The sequence below is a fragment of the Pseudomonas sp. Ga0074129 genome (genome assembly GCA_001465025.1).
GTDB lineage: Bacteria > Pseudomonadota > Gammaproteobacteria > Pseudomonadales > Pseudomonadaceae > Aquipseudomonas.
This window is the reverse complement of the sequence record LNDO01000100.1, coordinates 24,700-43,151: the sequence shown is the minus strand read 5'-3', so window position 1 is coordinate 43,151 and position 18,452 is coordinate 24,700. Positions and strand designations below refer to the sequence as shown.

Genomic DNA, 18,452 nt, shown 5'->3' with positions numbered 1-18,452 from the left:
CCATAGGGCTGCGCCCTCACTAGACAGGATTACACATGTCCTTTGCCTCCCTCGGTCTCTCCGAGGCTTTAGTCCGTGCAGTCGAATCTGCCGGCTACACCCAACCCACTCCGGTGCAACAGCGGGCCATCCCCGCCGCGTTGCAAGGTCGCGACCTGATGGTGGCGGCCCAGACGGGTACAGGTAAGACAGGCGGCTTTGCCCTGCCGATCCTTGAGCGACTGTTCCCTAACGGTCATCCGGATCGCGAACAACGCCACGGCCCAAAACAGCCGCGCGTATTGGTGCTGACACCCACCCGCGAACTGGCCGCCCAAGTGCATGACAGCTTCAAGCTGTATGCCCGCGATTTGAAATTCGTCAGCGCCTGCATCTTCGGTGGGGTTGGTATGAACCCACAGGTGCAAGCACTGGCCAAAGGCGTCGACGTACTGGTGGCCTGCCCAGGCCGACTGCTCGACCTGGCGAACCAACGCGCTATTGACCTCTCGCACGTGGAAATCCTTGTGCTCGACGAGGCCGACCGCATGCTCGACATGGGCTTTATCCATGACGTGAAAAAAGTCCTCGCCAAACTGCCGAGCAAACGCCAGAACCTACTGTTCTCGGCGACGTTCTCCAAAGACATCACCGAGTTGGCCAGCAAGCTGCTGCACAACCCCGAGCGCATCGAAGTCACGCCGCCTAACACCACGGTCGAGCGCATTGAGCAACGCGTATTCCGCTTGGCCGCGAGCCACAAGCGCGCCCTGCTCGCCCACCTGATTACCCAGGGTGCCTGGGAGCAAGTGCTGGTCTTTACCCGCACCAAGCACGGCGCAAACCGCCTGGCCGAATACCTGGATAAGCATGGCCTGCCGGCTGTCGCGATCCACGGCAACAAAAGCCAGAACGCACGCACCAAAGCCCTGGCTGATTTCAAAGCGAACAACGTGCGCATTCTGGTAGCCACCGACATCGCCGCGCGTGGTCTGGACATCGACCAACTGCCCCACGTGGTCAACTTCGAACTGCCTAACGTCGAAGAAGATTACGTTCACCGCATTGGCCGTACTGGCCGTGCCGGTCGCAGCGGCGAAGCGATTTCGCTGGTTGCGCCGGACGAAGAAAAGCTGCTCAAAGGTATTGAGCGCATGACCAAACAGAAGATCCCGGACGGCGATCTGATGGGCTTTGATGCCAGCACCGTTGAGGCCGAGCGCCCGGAAGTACGCGAGCCGCAAAAACCTCGCACACCACGCGGCGCCAAGCCGGAAGGTGAGCGCCACGGCGGTGGCCGCAAGGACAAAGGTAAAGACAGCGGTCGTGACAACAACCGCAGCAAGCCTCAAGGCAGCCGTAGCCAACAACCGCGCACCGCCTCTGCAAGCCGCTCAGCCGCCCCGGCAGTGCCTGCACTCCCTCCGGACCGCGCGCCGGATGAGTTCCGCGATGATGAAATCGACAACTTCGGCAATCGTGCCGACTATGTCAGCCCAAACCAGAACAAGCAGCAGAACCGTGGCCGTCGGCCCAGTGCGCCTGCTTCAGGCCCCAGCGCCAGCAACGGCGTCGGCCAACCTGCACGCGCCGCGAAAAGCCCGCGTAGCAATACCAGCACTGCTGGCGCCACCAACCAAGGCCGTCGCCAGGGCGGTGCTGCACCGACCGGCCAAGGCCGAAACAACTCAGGGCGCGCTCGACCACCGCGTGACACGCGCACCACATCACTGAACCGTGATGAGTTGCCGCGCCGCGAAGGCGCAGCGAAGGCACCCAGTGATAAGCAACCGGTGATCATGCACAAAGGCTCACGCCTGGACCGCTTCCCGACACCGGAGCAACTCGACGAATTGGCGAGTGCACGTCCGCGCGGCGAAAAGCCAGCGCTGCTGACGCGTAACCGCGAAGAGTCGTAAGCCTGTAACGCAGAAGCAAAAACGCCGCCCTGATCAGGCGGCGTTTTTGTTTGTATTGCGTCAAGCAGCGATCGGTTGAGACTCTGCCGCAGCTAAAGCCTCTTGCGCGATCTTACTTGCGAATACCTTCGACCGAGAGGATCAGCTCAACGGTTTCCGAGGCTGGGCCCAAGTCTTTGGTGATGCCGAAGTCTTTCAACTTAAGGGTGGTGCTGCCTTCAAAACCGGCACGGTAGCCACCCCATGGATCAGTGCCTTCACCGATGAATTTGGCTGCAATCACAACCGGTTTGGTCACGCCGTTGAGTGTCAGATCGCCGGTAATGTCAGCGCTGCCTTCACCTGTGGACTTCACGGCAGTGGAGGTGAACGTCGCTTGCGGGTGCTTGCTGACATTGAGGAAATCGCCACTGCGCAGGTGCTTGTCGCGCTCAGCGTGGTTAGTGTCGACGCTGGCGGTGTTCAGCGTGACATTCACTTTGCTGGCTTCTGGCTTGGCGGCATCAAAGCTGAAGCTGCCATCAAAATCCTTGAAGGTGCCGTACAGCCAGCTGTAGCCCAGGTGGCTGATTTTGAAATTGACGAACGCGTGCTGGCCTTGCTTGTCGATGGCGTAATCCGCTGCCATGACCTGGCCTGCGCTCATCAGTGCGCTACCCAGGGCCAGCGCGACGAGAGTTTTCTTCAACATGGACATGCTCCTTATGCAGTGTGAGTGAGGGGATGGGTATTCACCCCCCAGTTATAAAAGCTCAATCAGCGACCAAACATACGCAGCAGTGTGCGATCACGATCAATGAAGTGATGCTTCAAGGCGGCCAAAGCATGCACGCCGGCAAAAATCACCAGCGCCCATGCCAGGTACTCATGCACCAGACCCGCCACATCCTCCTGGCGAGGAATGCTGGTCAGCGTGGCCGGCACTTCAAACAAACCAAATACCGCAATGCCACGACCATCGGCCGTGGAAATCAGGTAGCCGGAAATCATCAATACAAACAGCGCCACATATAAAAAGGCATGGCCCAATTTGCTGGCCTTGCGGGTTAGCGCATCATGGTTAGGCAAACTAGCCGGTGGCGGGCTTACCCGACGCCACACAACACGCCCCAGCATCACCACAAACAACACCAAGCCGATGCTCTTGTGCAGATCCGGTGCTGGCTTGTACCAACTGCTGTAATAGTCCAACCCGACCATCCAATAGCCCAAGCCAAACAAACCAAATACGCTCAAGGCCACCAGCCAGTGCAGCAGGATGCTGGTCATGCCGTAGTGAGAAGAGCTATTGCGCCATTGCATGAAAACATTCCGAAAATAAGGGGCTCGAAGTGGAGCAGCCGCAAGATTAGCAACAAACCTATCGACTAATAGCGGATTTTTTTGCTTTGAAATATCGGGAAATACGATGATTGCGCCCGCAGATTTCACATGACCTTTTATGTCCCCGATCCGCTCGCAAAAGTTCACCGGGGTGCGTGATCCGCTCGCGTATCACGTCACACATTAGACCAATGCTCACGGGCTGCCAGCAGTGCCTGGAGTGATTGTGCCGTCCATCCGCAGCAGGGCTTCTGATAGGCTTGCGGCAGATAACGGAGAACACCTCGATGAGCTTGAACGACCAGTGGATGCAGCGTGACCTGAAGGTACTTTGGCACCCCTGCACCCAAATGAAAGATCACGAACACCTGCCACTTGTACCCATCCGCCGAGGTGAAGGGGTGTGGCTGGAAGACTTCGACGGCAAGCGTTATCTGGATGCGGTCAGTTCGTGGTGGGTCAACGTATTTGGCCACGCCAACCCACGTATCAATCAGCGCATCAAGGATCAGGTCGACCAACTGGAGCACGTGATTCTTGCCGGCTTCAGTCACCAACCGGTGATTGAACTGTCCGAGCGCTTGGTCGCGCTCACCCCGACAGGTCTGGACCGGGTGTTCTACGCCGACAACGGCTCATCCTGCATTGAAGTCGCGCTGAAGATGAGCTTTCACTACTGGCTCAATGTCGGCAAACCGGCGAAAAAGCGCTTTATTACCCTGAGCAACAGCTATCACGGTGAAACCATTGCCGCGATGTCGGTGGGTGATGTCGCGCTGTTTACCGACACTTATAAAGCGCTGCTGCTCGATACAATCAAAGTGCCCAGCCCGGATTGCTACCACCGCCCCGAAGGCATGAGCTGGGAAGACCATTCGCGGGCCATGTTTGCCCACATGGAACAGGCGCTGGGCGAGCACAGCCATGAAGTCGCGGCCGTGATTGTCGAACCGCTGATTCAAGGCGCGGGCGGTATGCGCATGTACCATCCGATCTACCTCAAGCTGCTGCGCGAAGCGTGCGACCGTTACGGCGTGCACCTGATTCACGACGAAATCGCCGTAGGCTTTGGCCGCACCGGGACGATGTTCGCCTGCGAGCAAGCCGGTATTCGCCCGGATTTTCTCTGCCTGTCGAAAGCCCTCACCGGCGGCTATCTACCGCTGGCGGCGTGCCTGACCACCAACGAGGTGTATCTGGCGTTCTACGACGACTACTCAACTCTGCGCGCCTTTCTTCATTCGCATAGTTACACCGGCAACCCGCTGGCCTGCGCAGCCGCTTTGGCCACGCTGGATATATTCGAACAAGACAACGTGATTGAGGCCAACAAGGCACTGGCCGCGCGCATGGCCAGCGCCACGGCACACTTGGCAGATCACCCGCATGTCGCCGAAGTACGTCAAACCGGCATGGCCCTGGCCATCGAGATGGTGCAAGACAAAGCCAGCAAGACCGCCTACTCCTGGCAGGAGCGGCGCGGCCTCAAGGTTTATCAACATGCGCTGGAACGCGGCGCCCTGCTGCGTCCGCTGGGCAGCGTGGTGTACTTCCTGCCGCCTTATGTGATCACGCCCGAGCAGATCGACTTTCTCGCAGAAGTCGCCAGCGAAGGCATCGACCTCGCCACCCGCACTTCAATCAGCGTGGCGCATAGCAATACCAACTACCCGGGCTTTCGCGATCCGGGCTGAACAGGTCAGTAGGGAGGATGACGCTTCACCCATCCACCACTGCCCTATTGCGGTGGATGAAAACTGCGTCATCCATCCTACGGATATCCATGCGCGTGGCTCAGCCTGAGGCTAGAATTCGCGCCTTTAATCTAGGTTCACAGTTTATGCGCCTATCCCGTTTCTTTATCGACGCCCCGCTGTCCCTCGGCCAGCACGAATTACCAGAAGCCCAAGCCCACTATATCGGTCGCGTGCTGCGTCACGCCGTCGGTGATGCCGTGCAATTATTTGATGGCAGCGGTCAGGAATACCGCGGTGAACTGATCGAGGTGGGCAAAAAGAACGTGCGCGTTGAGCTGCGTGAAGCCTTCGCCGGGCAGGCCGAATCCCCCTTACGAATCCACCTGGGCCAAGGCCTTTCACGGGGTGAGCGTATGGACTGGGCAATTCAAAAAGCCACCGAACTGGGCGCAAATGAAATCAGCCTGATTGTCAGCGAGCGCTGTGAAGTGCGCCTAAAAGATGAGCGTGCCGACAAACGCATGGCCCACTGGCGTCAGGTGGCCATCAGCGCTTGCGAGCAGTGCGGGCGCTCAGTACTGCCCATCATCAACCCGCCCATAAGCCTCGGCGAGTGGCTCGGGCAGGTCTCGGCCGATTTGAAACTGGTGCTCCACCCGGTCGCGCAACCTTGGGCCAGCCACCCACAACCGTCCAGCCTGGCCTTTTTGATCGGCCCAGAAGGCGGCTTGAGTGATGCGGAAGTAACGCAAGCCAACAGCCAGGGCTTCCACGCCGCCCGCTTGGGCCCGCGCGTGCTGCGCACCGAAACCGCGCCAGTGGTTGCCCTCAGCGTGGCGCAGCAGTTGTGGGGTGATTTTTAATCCGCGCTATTGCTGCCCGCCATAAAAAATCCCGCTCATTCAGCGGGATTTTTGCTTTATAGACCGTCAGATCAGTCCGGCATCTGCCAGTTTCTGCTCCAGCCCGATGAGGTCCGGAATCTTTAGCACCGCCTCACCCAACTGCACGGCATCCAACTCCAGCGGCGACAGCACCGCCTCAGCCCGCGCCAGGTTGGCCTCAAGCTTGATGGAGCGCGGAATACCCTGCACCAGCACGGCAATAAACTTCACCATCGGCCGCCCACCCAGGGCGTTTATCACCGCCACCCGTGAACCGCTGTTGACGACAGCTTGACCGTCCGACGCCGCCTCAAACGAGAGCAGCGGCAAACGCAAATCACGCCAGGCAATTTGGCCAAGAAACCAATCAGGCATGCCCTCAGTGACTTGCGGCGCGCGGTAGGGAATCAACTCGGCGACAGCGACGTTCGGCAACAATAACGTTCGGTCGCTGAGCGGCATCAGCAGCCCAGTCAGGCTGACACTGGTGTTTGGAGAAGCAACGGCTTGGCTCATGACAAATTCCTGTTGAGGGGACGCCGCGGATTATTCGCACTGCTCGGCGAGGTGACGAACCAACGCCTCAGCCAGTTCACGCGGGTCAGCACTGAAGCTGCTGTAACCGGCTTCGCGCAAGCTGTCCGGCATACTCGACGAGACGCAACTGTCAGCGCGCTGCGTCCAGATCAAACCACCCTGACGCAGCACATACGCCGCAGCGGCACTGCCATCACTGCCCATACCGCTGAACGCAATAACGCCGCTCATGCCCGCGAACTGTTGCGCCAGGTTGAGCATCATCTGATCGATAGACGGGCTGTAGGGTTCGGGCCAGCCGCGCTCGGCAATGTGCATTACGCCATCATCTGTAAAACCCAGTTCCTGGGTGATAGGCACCACCACCACTTCACCACAGCGCACGGCATCGCCATGCCGCGCCGGGTTTACATGCCACTGGCTATGACGACCAACAGCCTGAGGTAGCGCACTCTCAAAGCTGGCATCGATGTGCTGCGCGTAAACAAAACCAATCGGTAAGCCACCTGGCAGCGCATCCAGGAACGCTTTAACAGCAGCAGGGCCGCCCATTGATGCGGCCAGCAGCCAGACCTGTCGCGCCGGCTCGCCCGCCACCAGCGGGGTGTCCGCCAGGGCCGCGGGTAAATCCAGACGCGAAGGCCGCTGCGCTTCAGCCATCAAAGCTTCCAGGCTCGGCCCAACGGCCTGCGAGGGGTCGCCAACGAGCTTTTTCAACTTGCCAAACAGGCGACGCTCCCAGCGCGGGTAGTTTTCTGAATGCCGTTCAGGCGCATGGCCTTCACCGAACAAAACAGGCGCTGAAGTGCTTTCCAGCAAGCTGTCGACCAAGGGCGAGTCTTCTGACTGCGCCAGATCAACCAACCACAAATCCGTTTCGCACGCATTCAAGGTATCCTGATCCAGGCGCGCGGGATCACTGTTCATCACCACCTGATAGCCACTGCCGGTCAGCGCCTGTTGCAACACGTGGCGCTGCAAGGATGTGTCAGCGATAACTGCAATGCGAGCTGCTGTTTTCTCGGTCATGGGCGGTTCACCGGGTGGCGATCCACCAATTGCTGAATGGTTTCGAGCAACAGAGACTCCTGGTAGGGCTTGCCGAGGTATTCATTAACACCAATGTTCATGGCGCGCTCACGGTGTTTCTCACCGGTACGCGAGGTGATCATGATGATAGGCAGGTCTTTCAGGCCTTCGTCGTGACGCACCAAGGTGGCAACTTCGAAGCCGTCCATGCGTGGCATTTCGATGTCCAGCAGCATGATGTCCGGCTTGCGTTCTTGCAGCAGCGAGATGGCATCAACGCCATCTTTAGCAGTCAACACGTTCATGCCGTTACGCTCAAGCAGGCGACTGGTCACCTTGCGCACGGTAACCGAGTCGTCGACCACCATCACCAGGGTTGGGCGATCCGCTTCAATCTCAGCGGCGGTGGCAGTTTGCTTGATCTGACGTGGTTGCAACTGCGTCAGCAAGTGCGCATGTAACACACGAATGGTGGCCAGCAGATCGAGAATGACCACCACGCGACCGTCCCCAAGGATGGTTGCACCGGAAATCCCGTGCACGCCGGCAAACTGCGGCCCGAGGCTCTTCACCACGATTTCCCGCGAACCGGCCAACGAGTCAACCTGAACAGCCACGGCGTGTTCTTTCGAGCGCACCAGAATCACCGGCAACGGCAGGCTTTGGCCGACCAACTTGGGCTGCTGTCCATTGTTCAGCAGATCGCCCAAGTAACGCAGCTCATAGCTTTGCCCGGCGTATTCGAACCGCGGAGCGTCGGGGCCGTAGTAGGCCTCCAACTCATACGGGGAAACCCGCACGATACCTTCAATGGTGTTAAGCGGAATGGCGTACAGGTCTTCACCGGAGAGCACCATTAGTGCGCGGTTAACCGATACCGTAAACGGCAGACGGATGGTGAAGGTTGTGCCGGTGCCCGGTAGCGACTCGATACTCATCGAACCGCCAAGCTGCTTGACCTCGGAGTGGACCACGTCCATGCCAACGCCACGGCCAGAAATCTGTGTCACCTTCTCGGCAGTGGAGAAACCCGCTTCAAGGATGAACTGCAACACTTCGTAGTCGGTCAGGTCCGAGTCGGCATCCATCAAGCCGCGCTCAATCGCTTTGCGTTTGACGGCATCGAGACGAATACCACCGCCATCGTCAGACAGGGTCAGGACAACATCACCGCCCTCACGCCCCAGACCCAGACGAATGGTGCCCTGCTCAGGCTTACCGGCCGCACGACGCACATCCGCCGTTTCAATACCGTGGTCAACGGCGTTACGCAGCATGTGCTCCAGCGGTGCAACGATGCGTTCAAGCACCGTACGGTCCATTTCACCTTCGGCGTTGCCGACGAGGAACTCGACTTGTTTGCCCAGCTCTCCAGAAATTTGTCGCACGATACGACGCAGACGCGGTACTAGCCGGTCAAACGGCACCATGCGCGTACGCATCAGGCCTTCCTGCAGCTCGGAGTTGACGCGCGCTTGTTGCAGCAACAGGGTTTCCGCGTCGCGGTTACGTGCGGCGAGGGTTTCTTTCAGATCGAGCAAGTCAGACGCCGACTCAAAAAGTGAGCGCGAAAGCTGCTGCAACTGTGAGTGACGGTCCATCTCCAGCGGGTCAAAGTCTTCATAACCGACACGCTCGGCTTCAGCCTGAATACGGCTGAGAATTTGTGCCTGGGTTTCAGTGTCAAGACGGCGCAACTGATCGCGAACGCGGTCGATGGTGGCTTCCATCTCACCCAGGGTGAAACCGAAGTCACTGACCTGTTGCTCAACCCGACCACGGAAGATCGAGGTTTCACCGGCTAGGTTAACCAAGCCTTCCAACAGTTCGGCAGGAACTTTGACCAGTTCCTGCGGAGCACGCCGTGACGCCGCTTCAAGTGCCGCCTCTTGGGCGCGGCGCACGAATGGCAGCACCTTAGCCACGACTTCCTCTGCCGGCATCGCGCTGGCGGCGACAATCGAGCTAGCCAGGTCATAGCTGCGTGATGCAGGTGCAGGTACAGGTGCCAACGCTGGCACTATGACTGGATGCTGTTCGGTTTCAGACTCCAAGCTGTCATTCAGGCGCTGACGCAGTGCATCCAGCTCTTGCTGCAAACCCTCGAAACCCGACTGCACATCAACAAACAGGCTCTGCGGTAATGGCAAGCCTTGGGCCTGAGCCTCAGCTAAATGCTGCTCCAGGTTGTGCGCCAAATCACCCAGACGCTTTTGCCCAGCCAGGCGTGCGCCACCTTTGAGGGTGTGCAGAATGCGCTGCAGTTCTTCAATGCTGCTGCCATCTTCGCGGTCTTCCTCCAGACGGCCCATGGCGCTTTCCATGGCCTCCAGAAGTTCATCGCCCTCTTCGAGGAAGATGTCGAGGATGTCGGATTCGGTCTCCTCTTCAGACTGAACTTCCACAGCTTTGAGCGCGACCGCAGAAGGCATGTTCAGCTGCTCATCTGGATTGGCGCGAAAGCGTTTGATGGTCTCAATCAACGCATCGCCCGACGGGGTCTGCTGCTTGTCGCGTACCGCTTCAAGCATCTCAGCCAAGCTGTCTTGGCAGCTTTGCAGCAAGGTAAACAGATCCTGACTTGGGCGCAGTCGACCTTGCCCAAGCCCTTCGTAGAGGAACTCCAGCTCATGGGCCAGATCACCAATCTCACGAATTTCGGCCATGCGCGCACCACCCTTGAGGGTGTGCAGATCACGTTGCAACGACTCAAGCTCAAGGCTGTTGTCGACATTATCCATCCAGCGCTGCAAGGCAGCGCCTGCGCTATCCATGATGTCAAAACCTTCTTCAAGGAAGATTTCGACCAACTCAGGATCGCGCTCGTCGTGAGGCATCGGCGCTGCTGACAGGACTTCAGCCAGCGGCTCAGCATCCTGCTGTTCAAACACCGGATCTAAAGGAAACTCAGCACTTATGTCGGGCTGCTGCTCAAGCGCAGGCTCTTCGAATTGCGGGTCATCCAACACTTGCTCTCGCTGCGCTGAGCCGAATTCAGTCGACTGCGTCACGTCAGCCAGTATGCCGAAATCAATCTCTTCTTCGATGCCGGGCAGCTCCAGCGGCGCGAACATTTCAGGCTCAACAGCTGCCCCCACATCAAACTCAATCTCTTCAGCTTCGGCTTCGGCTTCGGCTTCGGCTTCAAATTGGACAACAGTATTGGCTGGGACTTGCGACTGACCCGCAGCACCGTTTAGACGAAAGTCGCGAATGCTTTCAATTAAGTCATCGGGTGAATGCAGTGCAGTCTGTGCCTGCAACTGCTCAAGCAAACGTGCCAGTTGGTCATGGCTCTGTTGCAGCAAGCCAGCGAGCATGGGCGAGGCGCTATAACGGCGGTCAATCAGGCCTTCATAAAGCGATTCCAGCTCGTGCGCCAAGTCCCCAATTGGGCGGATCTCAGCCATTCGCGCACCACCTTTAAGGGTGTGCAAATCTCGCTGAAGCGACGAGAGCGCAGGCTTGTTCTCAGGGTCAGCTAACCAACGCTCCAGTGCCTTGCCCGCGCTGTCGAGGATATCGACGGCCTCTTCGAGGAAAATCGCGACCATCTCCTCATCGAGCGACTCGTGGAAGACATCGCTGACGGAGCCAACTGAAGCAGGCGTTGGCTCAGCAGCGGGCGTCAACTCGGCTTGTTCGATCTCAACCTCTGCTGCTGGACCTTCACCGACATCCAGCACATCACCCAAGGCGACGGTCTGCAGCGCCTCGGTAGCGTCGGTGAGTTCAACCACCTCAATGCCACCATCCGCTGTAGTGGATAACAGCGCTAGCGCTCTCGGATCGAGCGCCTCGTCCAACAAACTGCGCAGCGCCTGCACACGCTCAGGTGCAGGGCTAACCTCAAGCGCCGCCGCCACTTGGTCCATCATGCCGATCAATGCTTCATGGGCTTGCTCAGCCTCAGTGAAGAACCGGTCGCTGACTGCCAAGCTGCCATCTTCGACAGCGCCGTAAAGGTCTAGCAGGGCTTCACACAGCTCATCGATCTGCGGCAGGTCGGCCATCTCGGCGCCACGCCCCAGCGTGGTTAATTCTTCAAGTAGCGCGCTAAGCTCCTGTCGCTCGGATGGATGCTCACGCCACTTGTGCAGCAAATCTTCGGCATCCAGCAGGATATCCATGCCTTCAGCCAGGAAGATGCTGATCAACTGCGGATCACGCTTCTCGCCTGACTCGTCCTGACGGCTGCTCTCGGCATGCTCGAGGCGATCGCTGTGTAGCTTTTGCACCCGCTCAAGAAACTCGCTCGCGCCAGGCAATACAGCCAAAGGCGTGCTTTCGAGTTGCTCAAGCCCAAGCCGGAAAAGCTTCTCCGCGCTGCTTAGCAACTCGGCTTCCGCCAGGTCCATCGGGATCAGATTGGTTTTGAATTCTTTAACCAGTTTTTCCAACGGCGAGGCAATTTCCGCAACCGGCAAAATACCCGCCATGGAGGCACTGCCCTTTAGGGTGTGTAGGGCGCGCTGCAGATCATCGGTGACGGGCTGGGGCAACTCTTGGGCGCAGTCGGCCAGAAAGCCAACCAAGGTGTCGAGGTGCATCTCCGCCTCATTGCGGAATATCTCCAGCAACTGCGGATCAAGGCCTGTGTCATCGTCATTGTCGAACGATACGCTGTTGGTCGTCACAGCATCGACTGAAGCAAGGTGACTGTCATCAGCAATGGCAGCCCGCTCGGTCGGCGCTGCGGGCGTTGGCGACGGGTGCCCTTTGGCCAAGGCATGCGCGGTGGCGGCCAAGTGGTCGACGTCATCGCGCTGACGCTGGGCTTTGTTGGCGAATTCATCCACCAGCGCCGGCATCAACGCAACTACATCGGCGATCACCTGATGCACGTCCGCATTGGGTTCTATGCTGCGGTCAAGCACACGGTTGAGCAAGTTCTCGATTGCCCAGCCCAACTCGCCAATGACCAGAGCGCGCACCATACGGCCGCTGCCCTTGAGCGTGTGGAATGCGCGGCGAATTTCGCTCAGCGCATTCTTGTCATCTGGGTCAGCACACCAAGCAGGAAAGTATTCATTGATGGTTTCGAGTACTTCACCGACTTCTTCGATAAAGACTTCCATCAGCTCTTCATCAATCGGCTCTTCGCCGGCTGGCGGCGGCAGCAAGCTTAGCGGTACATCTTTGGCAGGCGGGTTAATGGCCTGCACGGGGGCGGCCATCACGTCGGCCATCGACAGCGCTTTTTCACCCTCAGGCTCATCAGCTAAGTCACTAACCGGCGCACTCGGCAGCTCAACTTCGGGCAACTGCAAGGACGCAAGCTCGGCCTCATCCCAATTACTCGGGCTATCGGCGGCGCCTAAGTCATAGTTCTCAAGCGCAAGAGTGTCGTGATCCAAGCCTTCGCTTGCATGGTTATCGACCAGCGCAAGTGGCTCAGCTTCGGCAAGGTCGACGCTAAAATCGATCAGTTCAAGCTCTTCGACCGGAGTGTCGATGATCCACTGCGACTCATTGCGCGGCGCTTCGATCGAAGTCGAATCCAGATTGGCAAACTCATGGCTGAAATCATCAGCCAACTCAAAGGATAGCGACTCTTCAACCTTTACAAGTTCATGCATCTCAGTTTGAGACTCTGGCTCCGGCTCAACAAGATCGAGCACGTCCATCTCATCGAGTGGATCTGACAGAGGGGCAAACGTTTCAACCCGCGGCTCTACACGATCCAGGATTGAAGGTTTTTCCTTGAGTGGATAGCCCAGGCTCTCAAGGCTTTCTTCGGCCACGTCCAGAATCAGATCACCCTGCGTGGCATGGTCTTCGGCCAGACGCTCCAGGTAATACTCAACACTGGTGATGGCATCAGCCAACGTATCCAGGCTTTGCCAGTTAGGCACGGCCTTGCGCACCAACAACTGTTCTTGAATGTAGCGATTGCAGGCATTGAGCAAATCCGCCGCACGCTGCAGGGGAATCATCGCCAAGCCGCCGCGCACCTGGGTTAGCAAGTCAGGCACGCGGGCCAGGTGCTCGTGGTTCCACTGCGAGGCGATAAATTCGATGATCGCGTCTTTGGCCTGCTCCAGGCCATTGCGCGCTTCTTTGATCACCAATTGGTGGATTTGCGCCACATCGGTAGTGGGCAAATGGCTTTGCTCGCGACCGCTGTCCTGCGCAGGACCGACCATGCCAGCCAACGTTGCCTCGACATAAAGCAGGGCACCCGCGACATCCATCAATACGGCATCACTTGGCTCGCCTTGGCCTTTGGCCAGGCCATTGACTACATCCAGCTGATCAACAATGACCTTGCGCGGCTGGCTAAAGCCCAAAACGGCGAGAGTATCGGCAATTTGTTTGAGCGGCGCAGCGAGTGCATCAAGATCAGTAACCTGGCTGCGATCGCTGCGGACAAACAGATCAAGGCTGTCTTTGACGCGAACCAGCTCCTCACACAAGGCAGCCACAACCGATCGCATTGCGTCACGGTCAGGACCGGCAAGGCGTGCGCGCTCTTCGTCAACGACCGCTGCATCCGGCAATGCGTCATCGAGTCGATATTGGTCGCGTAGGCTGCGCACACGAGGCGACTGAGCAGATGACTTGGCGACATAAAACAGCAGGTTTTTATTCAGCTCATCTGGGGCTGCTTGGTTGATAGCGTCGGCACCCTGCTCGACCAGACGTTTGAGCTCTTTGTCGACTTGGCGCAACAACGTACGGACCGAGGAGCCATTCGCCACGCTGCCATCGGCCAACCCTTCGACCACACCCGACGCGATTTGCCATAGCGGGCCCAACGGCGAGCCTTTACAAAGATTTTCCAGGCGTGCGAAGACCCGCGCCATGTACCCCAGGTTAGTGGGCAGATCCTGATTACGGATGACCCCAACCAGTGCCATTTGCAGCATCTGACGCAGTTTGCGCAGCAGCGGCGGCAACTCCTCCGTACGCAGATGTTCCAGCGATTCACTCGGTAACGCAGGCGTTCGCTCGGACATGTCCGGAGCAAAAAGGCTGGTTTCCGAGAGGAGTTTTTCTCCGCGCGCGGCGCGCAGGTCATTGAGCAGAGGCAGCACCACCATCGGTAGATCACGGCGTGCGGTCTGGATTCTGTCCAGATAAACCGGCAGCTGCAGAATCGACTGCATCAGCACTTCCAGGGCTTCACCCTGGTTGGTCACGCGTCCGTCGATCAAAGCACCAGCCAGGTGCTCCATTTCCTCAGCGAGTAATGCGGCGCCGAAAAACTCGACCATCTGCAACGTGCCGAGCACCTGATGCACATAGGTCTGGCAGAAACGCATGCGTGAAGCGTCCTGAGGGTTCTCAACGAACGCCTCTAAGGCTTGACGCGCCTGTTTCAGGGTTTCCGCGATCTCGCCTTTAACCCATTCCAGGGCGACATAATCGTGCCGATCACCCATAGCCACTCCACTCATATTCTTGGCTCTTCTGCCTTATCAAGCTGCTGAAAAACGACCTACGCGGTCATTGCTGCCTCGTCTTCTCGCTTCAACAACCTGCTATCCCTTACGGGTAAACGCCAAAACTCGCTCGTCGGCCACCGGGATCAATTCCGGGTGCTGCCAACCGGCTACCTCGCCCACTCCCACCACCAGCAGCCCCCCTGGCACAAGGCGTTCAGCCAAGTGATTGAGGATCTCGCGACGGCGCCAGCGACGAAAATAGATCAGCAAGTTCTGGCAAAAAATAACGTCCATTCCGGTCATTGGAGCCTTGGCAAGCTCCAACACATTTAGCCGGGCACAACACACTCGACCTGCCAACGTAGGCACGACTTTGAAACGCCCTTCACCCTGCGCAACGAAGTAACGCTGACATAGTTCTTCATCCAACAATTCCAAACGACGCGCCGTGTACTGACCTTCGCGTGCCTTACTTAGGGCATTCAGGCTGATATCAGTCCCCGTAACCCCATAAAAATCAGGCTTATCCGTCTCACGCAACACTTCGGCCGCACTGATGGCCAGCGAATAAGGCTCTTCGCCACTGGCGCAGCCCACGCTCCACAACTCCCAAGGCTGGCTCATGCCTTGCTGCAAACGGTCACGCAGGTAGCCTTCCAGCACATCAAAAGAAGGGCGATGACGAAAGAAGCGCGTTTCCTGAACGGTCAAACGGTCCAACAGGGTTGACCATTCCACCGCGCCACGCGGCCCATCAGTCACCTGCCGGTAGTACGCTGCGTATTCGGCCACACCCAGCTCGCGCATCCGCGCGCTCAGATTGGTCTGCAGAAATGCACGCCTACGCTCATTGAGTACAACCCCGGTACGCTCCTCAAGCAACGTTTGCCAGTCACGAAACTCCGTGGCTGTCATGTCTGCCAGAGGCTGCAAGGCCCAGACGCCTGACTGCATGTCGTGCCCCTCGCTTACGGCTAAAGCCTCTAAGCGACAGGCTTTTCAGCCTGTCGCACAGCAACGGCTTAGGCCTGCTCCCCACCCGGCAAGGTAAAGCCGGATACCGACTTACGCATTTCACTGGCCATTTTGGCCAAGTTACCAATGCTCTTGGCGGTGGCCGTGGTACCGGACGAGGTTTGCGAGGCGATCTCCTGGATGACGTTCATCGTGTTGGAAATGTGACCCGCCGATGAAGCCTGCTGGCGAGCGGCGTTGGAGATGTTCTGAATCAAGGCCGCGAGGGTTTTCGATACCTTCTCGATCTCTTCCAGTGCAACCCCGGCGTCCTGTGCCAGACGAGCACCGCGTACCACTTCGGAGGTCGTTTGCTCCATCGAGATAACGGCTTCGTTGGTGTCGGTCTGAATCGTCTTAACCAGCGCCTCGATCTGCTTGGTTGCAGCAGAGGAACGTTCTGCGAGGCGTTGTACCTCGTCCGCTACTACGGCGAAGCCTCGACCCGCGTCACCGGCCATGGAGGCCTGAATCGCGGCGTTAAGTGCGAGGATGTTGGTCTGGTCAGCAATGTCGTTAATCAGGCTAACGATGTCACCGATCTCCTGAGACGACTCACCGAGGCGCTTGATTCGCTTGGAGGTGTCTTGGATCTGCTCACGGATGTTATCCATGCCGGTGATGGTGTTGTGTACGACTTCGTTACCCTTGTTGGCGATTGCTACGGAACGCTCTGCTACCGCGGAGGATTCAGAGGCGTTCGCCGATACCTGGTCAATCGACACGGCCATTTCGTTGATCGCCGCCGAGGCACCGGCAATTTCCTGAGCCTGGAGCTCGGAAGCTTCCGCCAGGTGCATCGCCGTGGCCTGGGTTTCCTGAGCAGCACCGGCTACCTGAACGGCGGTCAGGTTAATCGTGGCTACCAGGTCACGCAGTTGGTCGATGGAGTAGTTGATGGAGTCCGCAATGGCACCGGTGAAGTCCTCGGTTACCGTCGCGGCCACAGTCAAGTCACCGTCCGCGAGGTCGGCGATTTCGTCGAGCAGTCGCAGAATCGCCGCCTGGTTACGTTCGTTTTTCTCAGCGGTTTCGCTCAAGCGGCGGTTCGTTTCACGCACCATCACCAAGCCGATCAGAATAATTGAGCCCAGTGCCAAGGCACCCAGCACATAACCGAACAGGGTGTTAACGGCACGGCCGGTGGCCAGGTCGTCAAAACCGACGGCGAGGTCAGAGGCTTTATCCAGCAGGGTTTGCGAAACGCTGAAGATGATGTTCGCCGATTCACGTACCTGGAACAGCTCAGGCGAGGTTTCGAGAATCTCGTCTACCGAACCGGATACGAATTCAAACAGTTCGGAAATTTCAGCCAGACGCTCGAGAGCTTCTTCGTCGCTTACCTGGCTGATTTCCATGGCGGCGTTGCCTTCCAGCATCGCGGCCAGTACACGACCGAACAGGCTGGCATCGCGACCGAACATGTCGGCAGCTTGCACCGAGTCCTGGTCACCCGCCAGTACCTTGTTTACAGAACCCAGAATACGTTCTGCCAGCAAGGATTGACGCTGTGCAACCGAGACCTGAGCAGCAGGTGCACCGCTTTCCAGCAGGATGTCGACAACTTCTTCGTACTCGACCTGCAACTGCGGAATGGTTTCTGCCAGCGTGGCAGCTACCTGGTGCAGGGACAATACAGTTTGTTCGTTCGCCAGAATGGCGTCGGTGTTCTGCCGCAGCGTATCCCACTCTTGCTGCACCACAGCCACCTGCGGCTGGAGTGATTCAGGAGCAGCAGGCAGACCCGTTTCTTGGTTACCGTCGGTCAGGTAACCCCAACGTGCCTGGAAGTCGTTACGCGCAGCGCGCAGCAACTCGAACGCCTCGGCAGTACCTGCCGCCGCTTCCGTGGAGTTGTTGGCAATTCGCTGGGACAGAACACGCAGTTCACCGGCGTGACCAACGTATTCCGTGTCGTAGTTGGATTGGGTGTTGATGTAGGCGAAGTTGGCGAACAACAACACAATCGAAACGATCAGGACAATAAACAGCCCTGCGATCAATGTGCTACTGCGCGCACCTGCTAACAATTTACCTGCATTTAGTTTTTTCATTTACTGGCCCCCGCCTGGACCGACCGCACTACGGTTCCCATGTAACGCCAAAAGGCCGGCAATGCCGACCCAACCGATAAACTGTTAATACGCCACGTCGAGAAAGCCCGGATTTTGGGCCAGCGCATGTGGGCTGAACACCAGCCAGGGCTGTTCACGTTGGAAGACTCCGTGGATAAAGGGTGCAATGGATGCTTCGAGCGGCGGTAGCTGCTCTGAGAAGGTGTCCACTGGAAAATGCTGCATGCCGAAGACTTCATCGACCGTCAGACCGGCAAAGACTTCTTGATGATCGACCACCAGCACGCGCCGTTTTTTGCGCAACGGCGACAACTCATTGCCGAAGAAGCCGCACAGATCCATCACCGGCAGCAACCGACCACGAACGTTAGCCACACCTTTGACCCAGTTCTTCACGCCCGGCAGCAGGGTATGTCGAGGCTCGTGCAGAACCTCGCCCACCTCACCCATCGGCGCGACGAAAAAGCGTTCGCCCATGCGAAAGCCAATGCCGCTCCAGGTCTGCACCACGGCTTTTTGCGATGGCAGGCCAGCCGCTAAAGAGCGGCACAGCCTGTCAATATCCTGAAGTGTCTGAAAAGGTGTTTGTGCGTCCGACATGCCAACT

The 18,452-nt window shown here is 58.1% G+C and carries 11 protein-coding genes; 3 read left to right on the top strand and 8 right to left on the bottom strand.

Annotated features, from left to right (window positions below; genetic code table 11):
* Positions 1-35: 35 nt before the first annotated feature.
* Entirely contained in the window at positions 36-1,898 is a 1,863-nt protein-coding gene (locus AUK77_RS15820; RefSeq protein ID WP_296131473.1) for a DEAD/DEAH box helicase, read from the top strand.
* 112 nt (positions 1,899-2,010) lie between these two features.
* Here AUK77_RS15820 and AUK77_RS15815 read toward each other — a convergent pair whose 3' ends face one another.
* Positions 2,011-2,589 (bottom strand): YceI family protein, encoded by a 579-nt coding sequence (locus AUK77_RS15815; RefSeq protein ID WP_296131468.1) that lies wholly within the window; start codon positions 2,587-2,589, stop codon positions 2,011-2,013.
* A 65-nt stretch (positions 2,590-2,654) separates the two neighbouring features.
* Positions 2,655-3,200 (bottom strand): cytochrome b, encoded by a 546-nt coding sequence (locus AUK77_RS15810; RefSeq protein ID WP_296131465.1) that lies wholly within the window; start codon positions 3,198-3,200, stop codon positions 2,655-2,657.
* Between the two features lie 308 nt (positions 3,201-3,508).
* Between AUK77_RS15810 and AUK77_RS15805 the strand changes: the two genes are divergently transcribed.
* Positions 3,509-4,915: an adenosylmethionine--8-amino-7-oxononanoate transaminase gene (locus AUK77_RS15805; RefSeq protein ID WP_296131462.1), complete on the top strand. Its 1,407-nt coding sequence runs from the start codon at positions 3,509-3,511 to the stop codon at positions 4,913-4,915.
* A gap of 146 nt (positions 4,916-5,061) precedes the next feature.
* Entirely contained in the window at positions 5,062-5,781 is a 720-nt protein-coding gene (locus AUK77_RS15800; protein ID WP_296131460.1) for a 16S rRNA (uracil(1498)-N(3))-methyltransferase, read from the top strand.
* 66 nt (positions 5,782-5,847) lie between these two features.
* Here AUK77_RS15800 and AUK77_RS15795 read toward each other — a convergent pair whose 3' ends face one another.
* The 6 genes from AUK77_RS15795 to AUK77_RS15770 form a co-directional block, all read right to left on the bottom strand.
* A complete protein-coding gene (locus AUK77_RS15795) occupies positions 5,848-6,318 on the bottom strand; it encodes a chemotaxis protein CheW (RefSeq protein WP_296131458.1) in 471 nt (156 codons plus the stop codon).
* Positions 6,319-6,348: 30 nt separating this feature from the next.
* Positions 6,349-7,368, bottom strand: a complete 1,020-nt coding sequence (locus AUK77_RS15790) for a chemotaxis protein CheB (protein ID WP_296131454.1) — start codon at positions 7,366-7,368, stop codon at positions 6,349-6,351.
* Positions 7,365-14,753, bottom strand: a complete 7,389-nt coding sequence (locus AUK77_RS15785; RefSeq protein WP_296131553.1) for an Hpt domain-containing protein — start codon at positions 14,751-14,753, stop codon at positions 7,365-7,367. The genes AUK77_RS15790 and AUK77_RS15785 overlap by 4 nt, the downstream gene beginning before the upstream one ends.
* A gap of 99 nt (positions 14,754-14,852) precedes the next feature.
* The gene (locus AUK77_RS15780; protein WP_296131453.1) at positions 14,853-15,710 is read right to left on the bottom strand and encodes a CheR family methyltransferase; all 858 of its coding nucleotides are present in this window, start codon (positions 15,708-15,710) and stop codon (positions 14,853-14,855) included.
* A gap of 68 nt (positions 15,711-15,778) precedes the next feature.
* Entirely contained in the window at positions 15,779-17,824 is a 2,046-nt protein-coding gene (locus AUK77_RS15775) for a methyl-accepting chemotaxis protein (RefSeq protein WP_296131451.1), read from the bottom strand.
* A gap of 84 nt (positions 17,825-17,908) precedes the next feature.
* Positions 17,909-18,445, bottom strand: a complete 537-nt coding sequence (locus AUK77_RS15770; RefSeq protein WP_296131449.1) for a chemotaxis protein CheW — start codon at positions 18,443-18,445, stop codon at positions 17,909-17,911.
* Positions 18,446-18,452 lie beyond the last annotated feature (7 nt).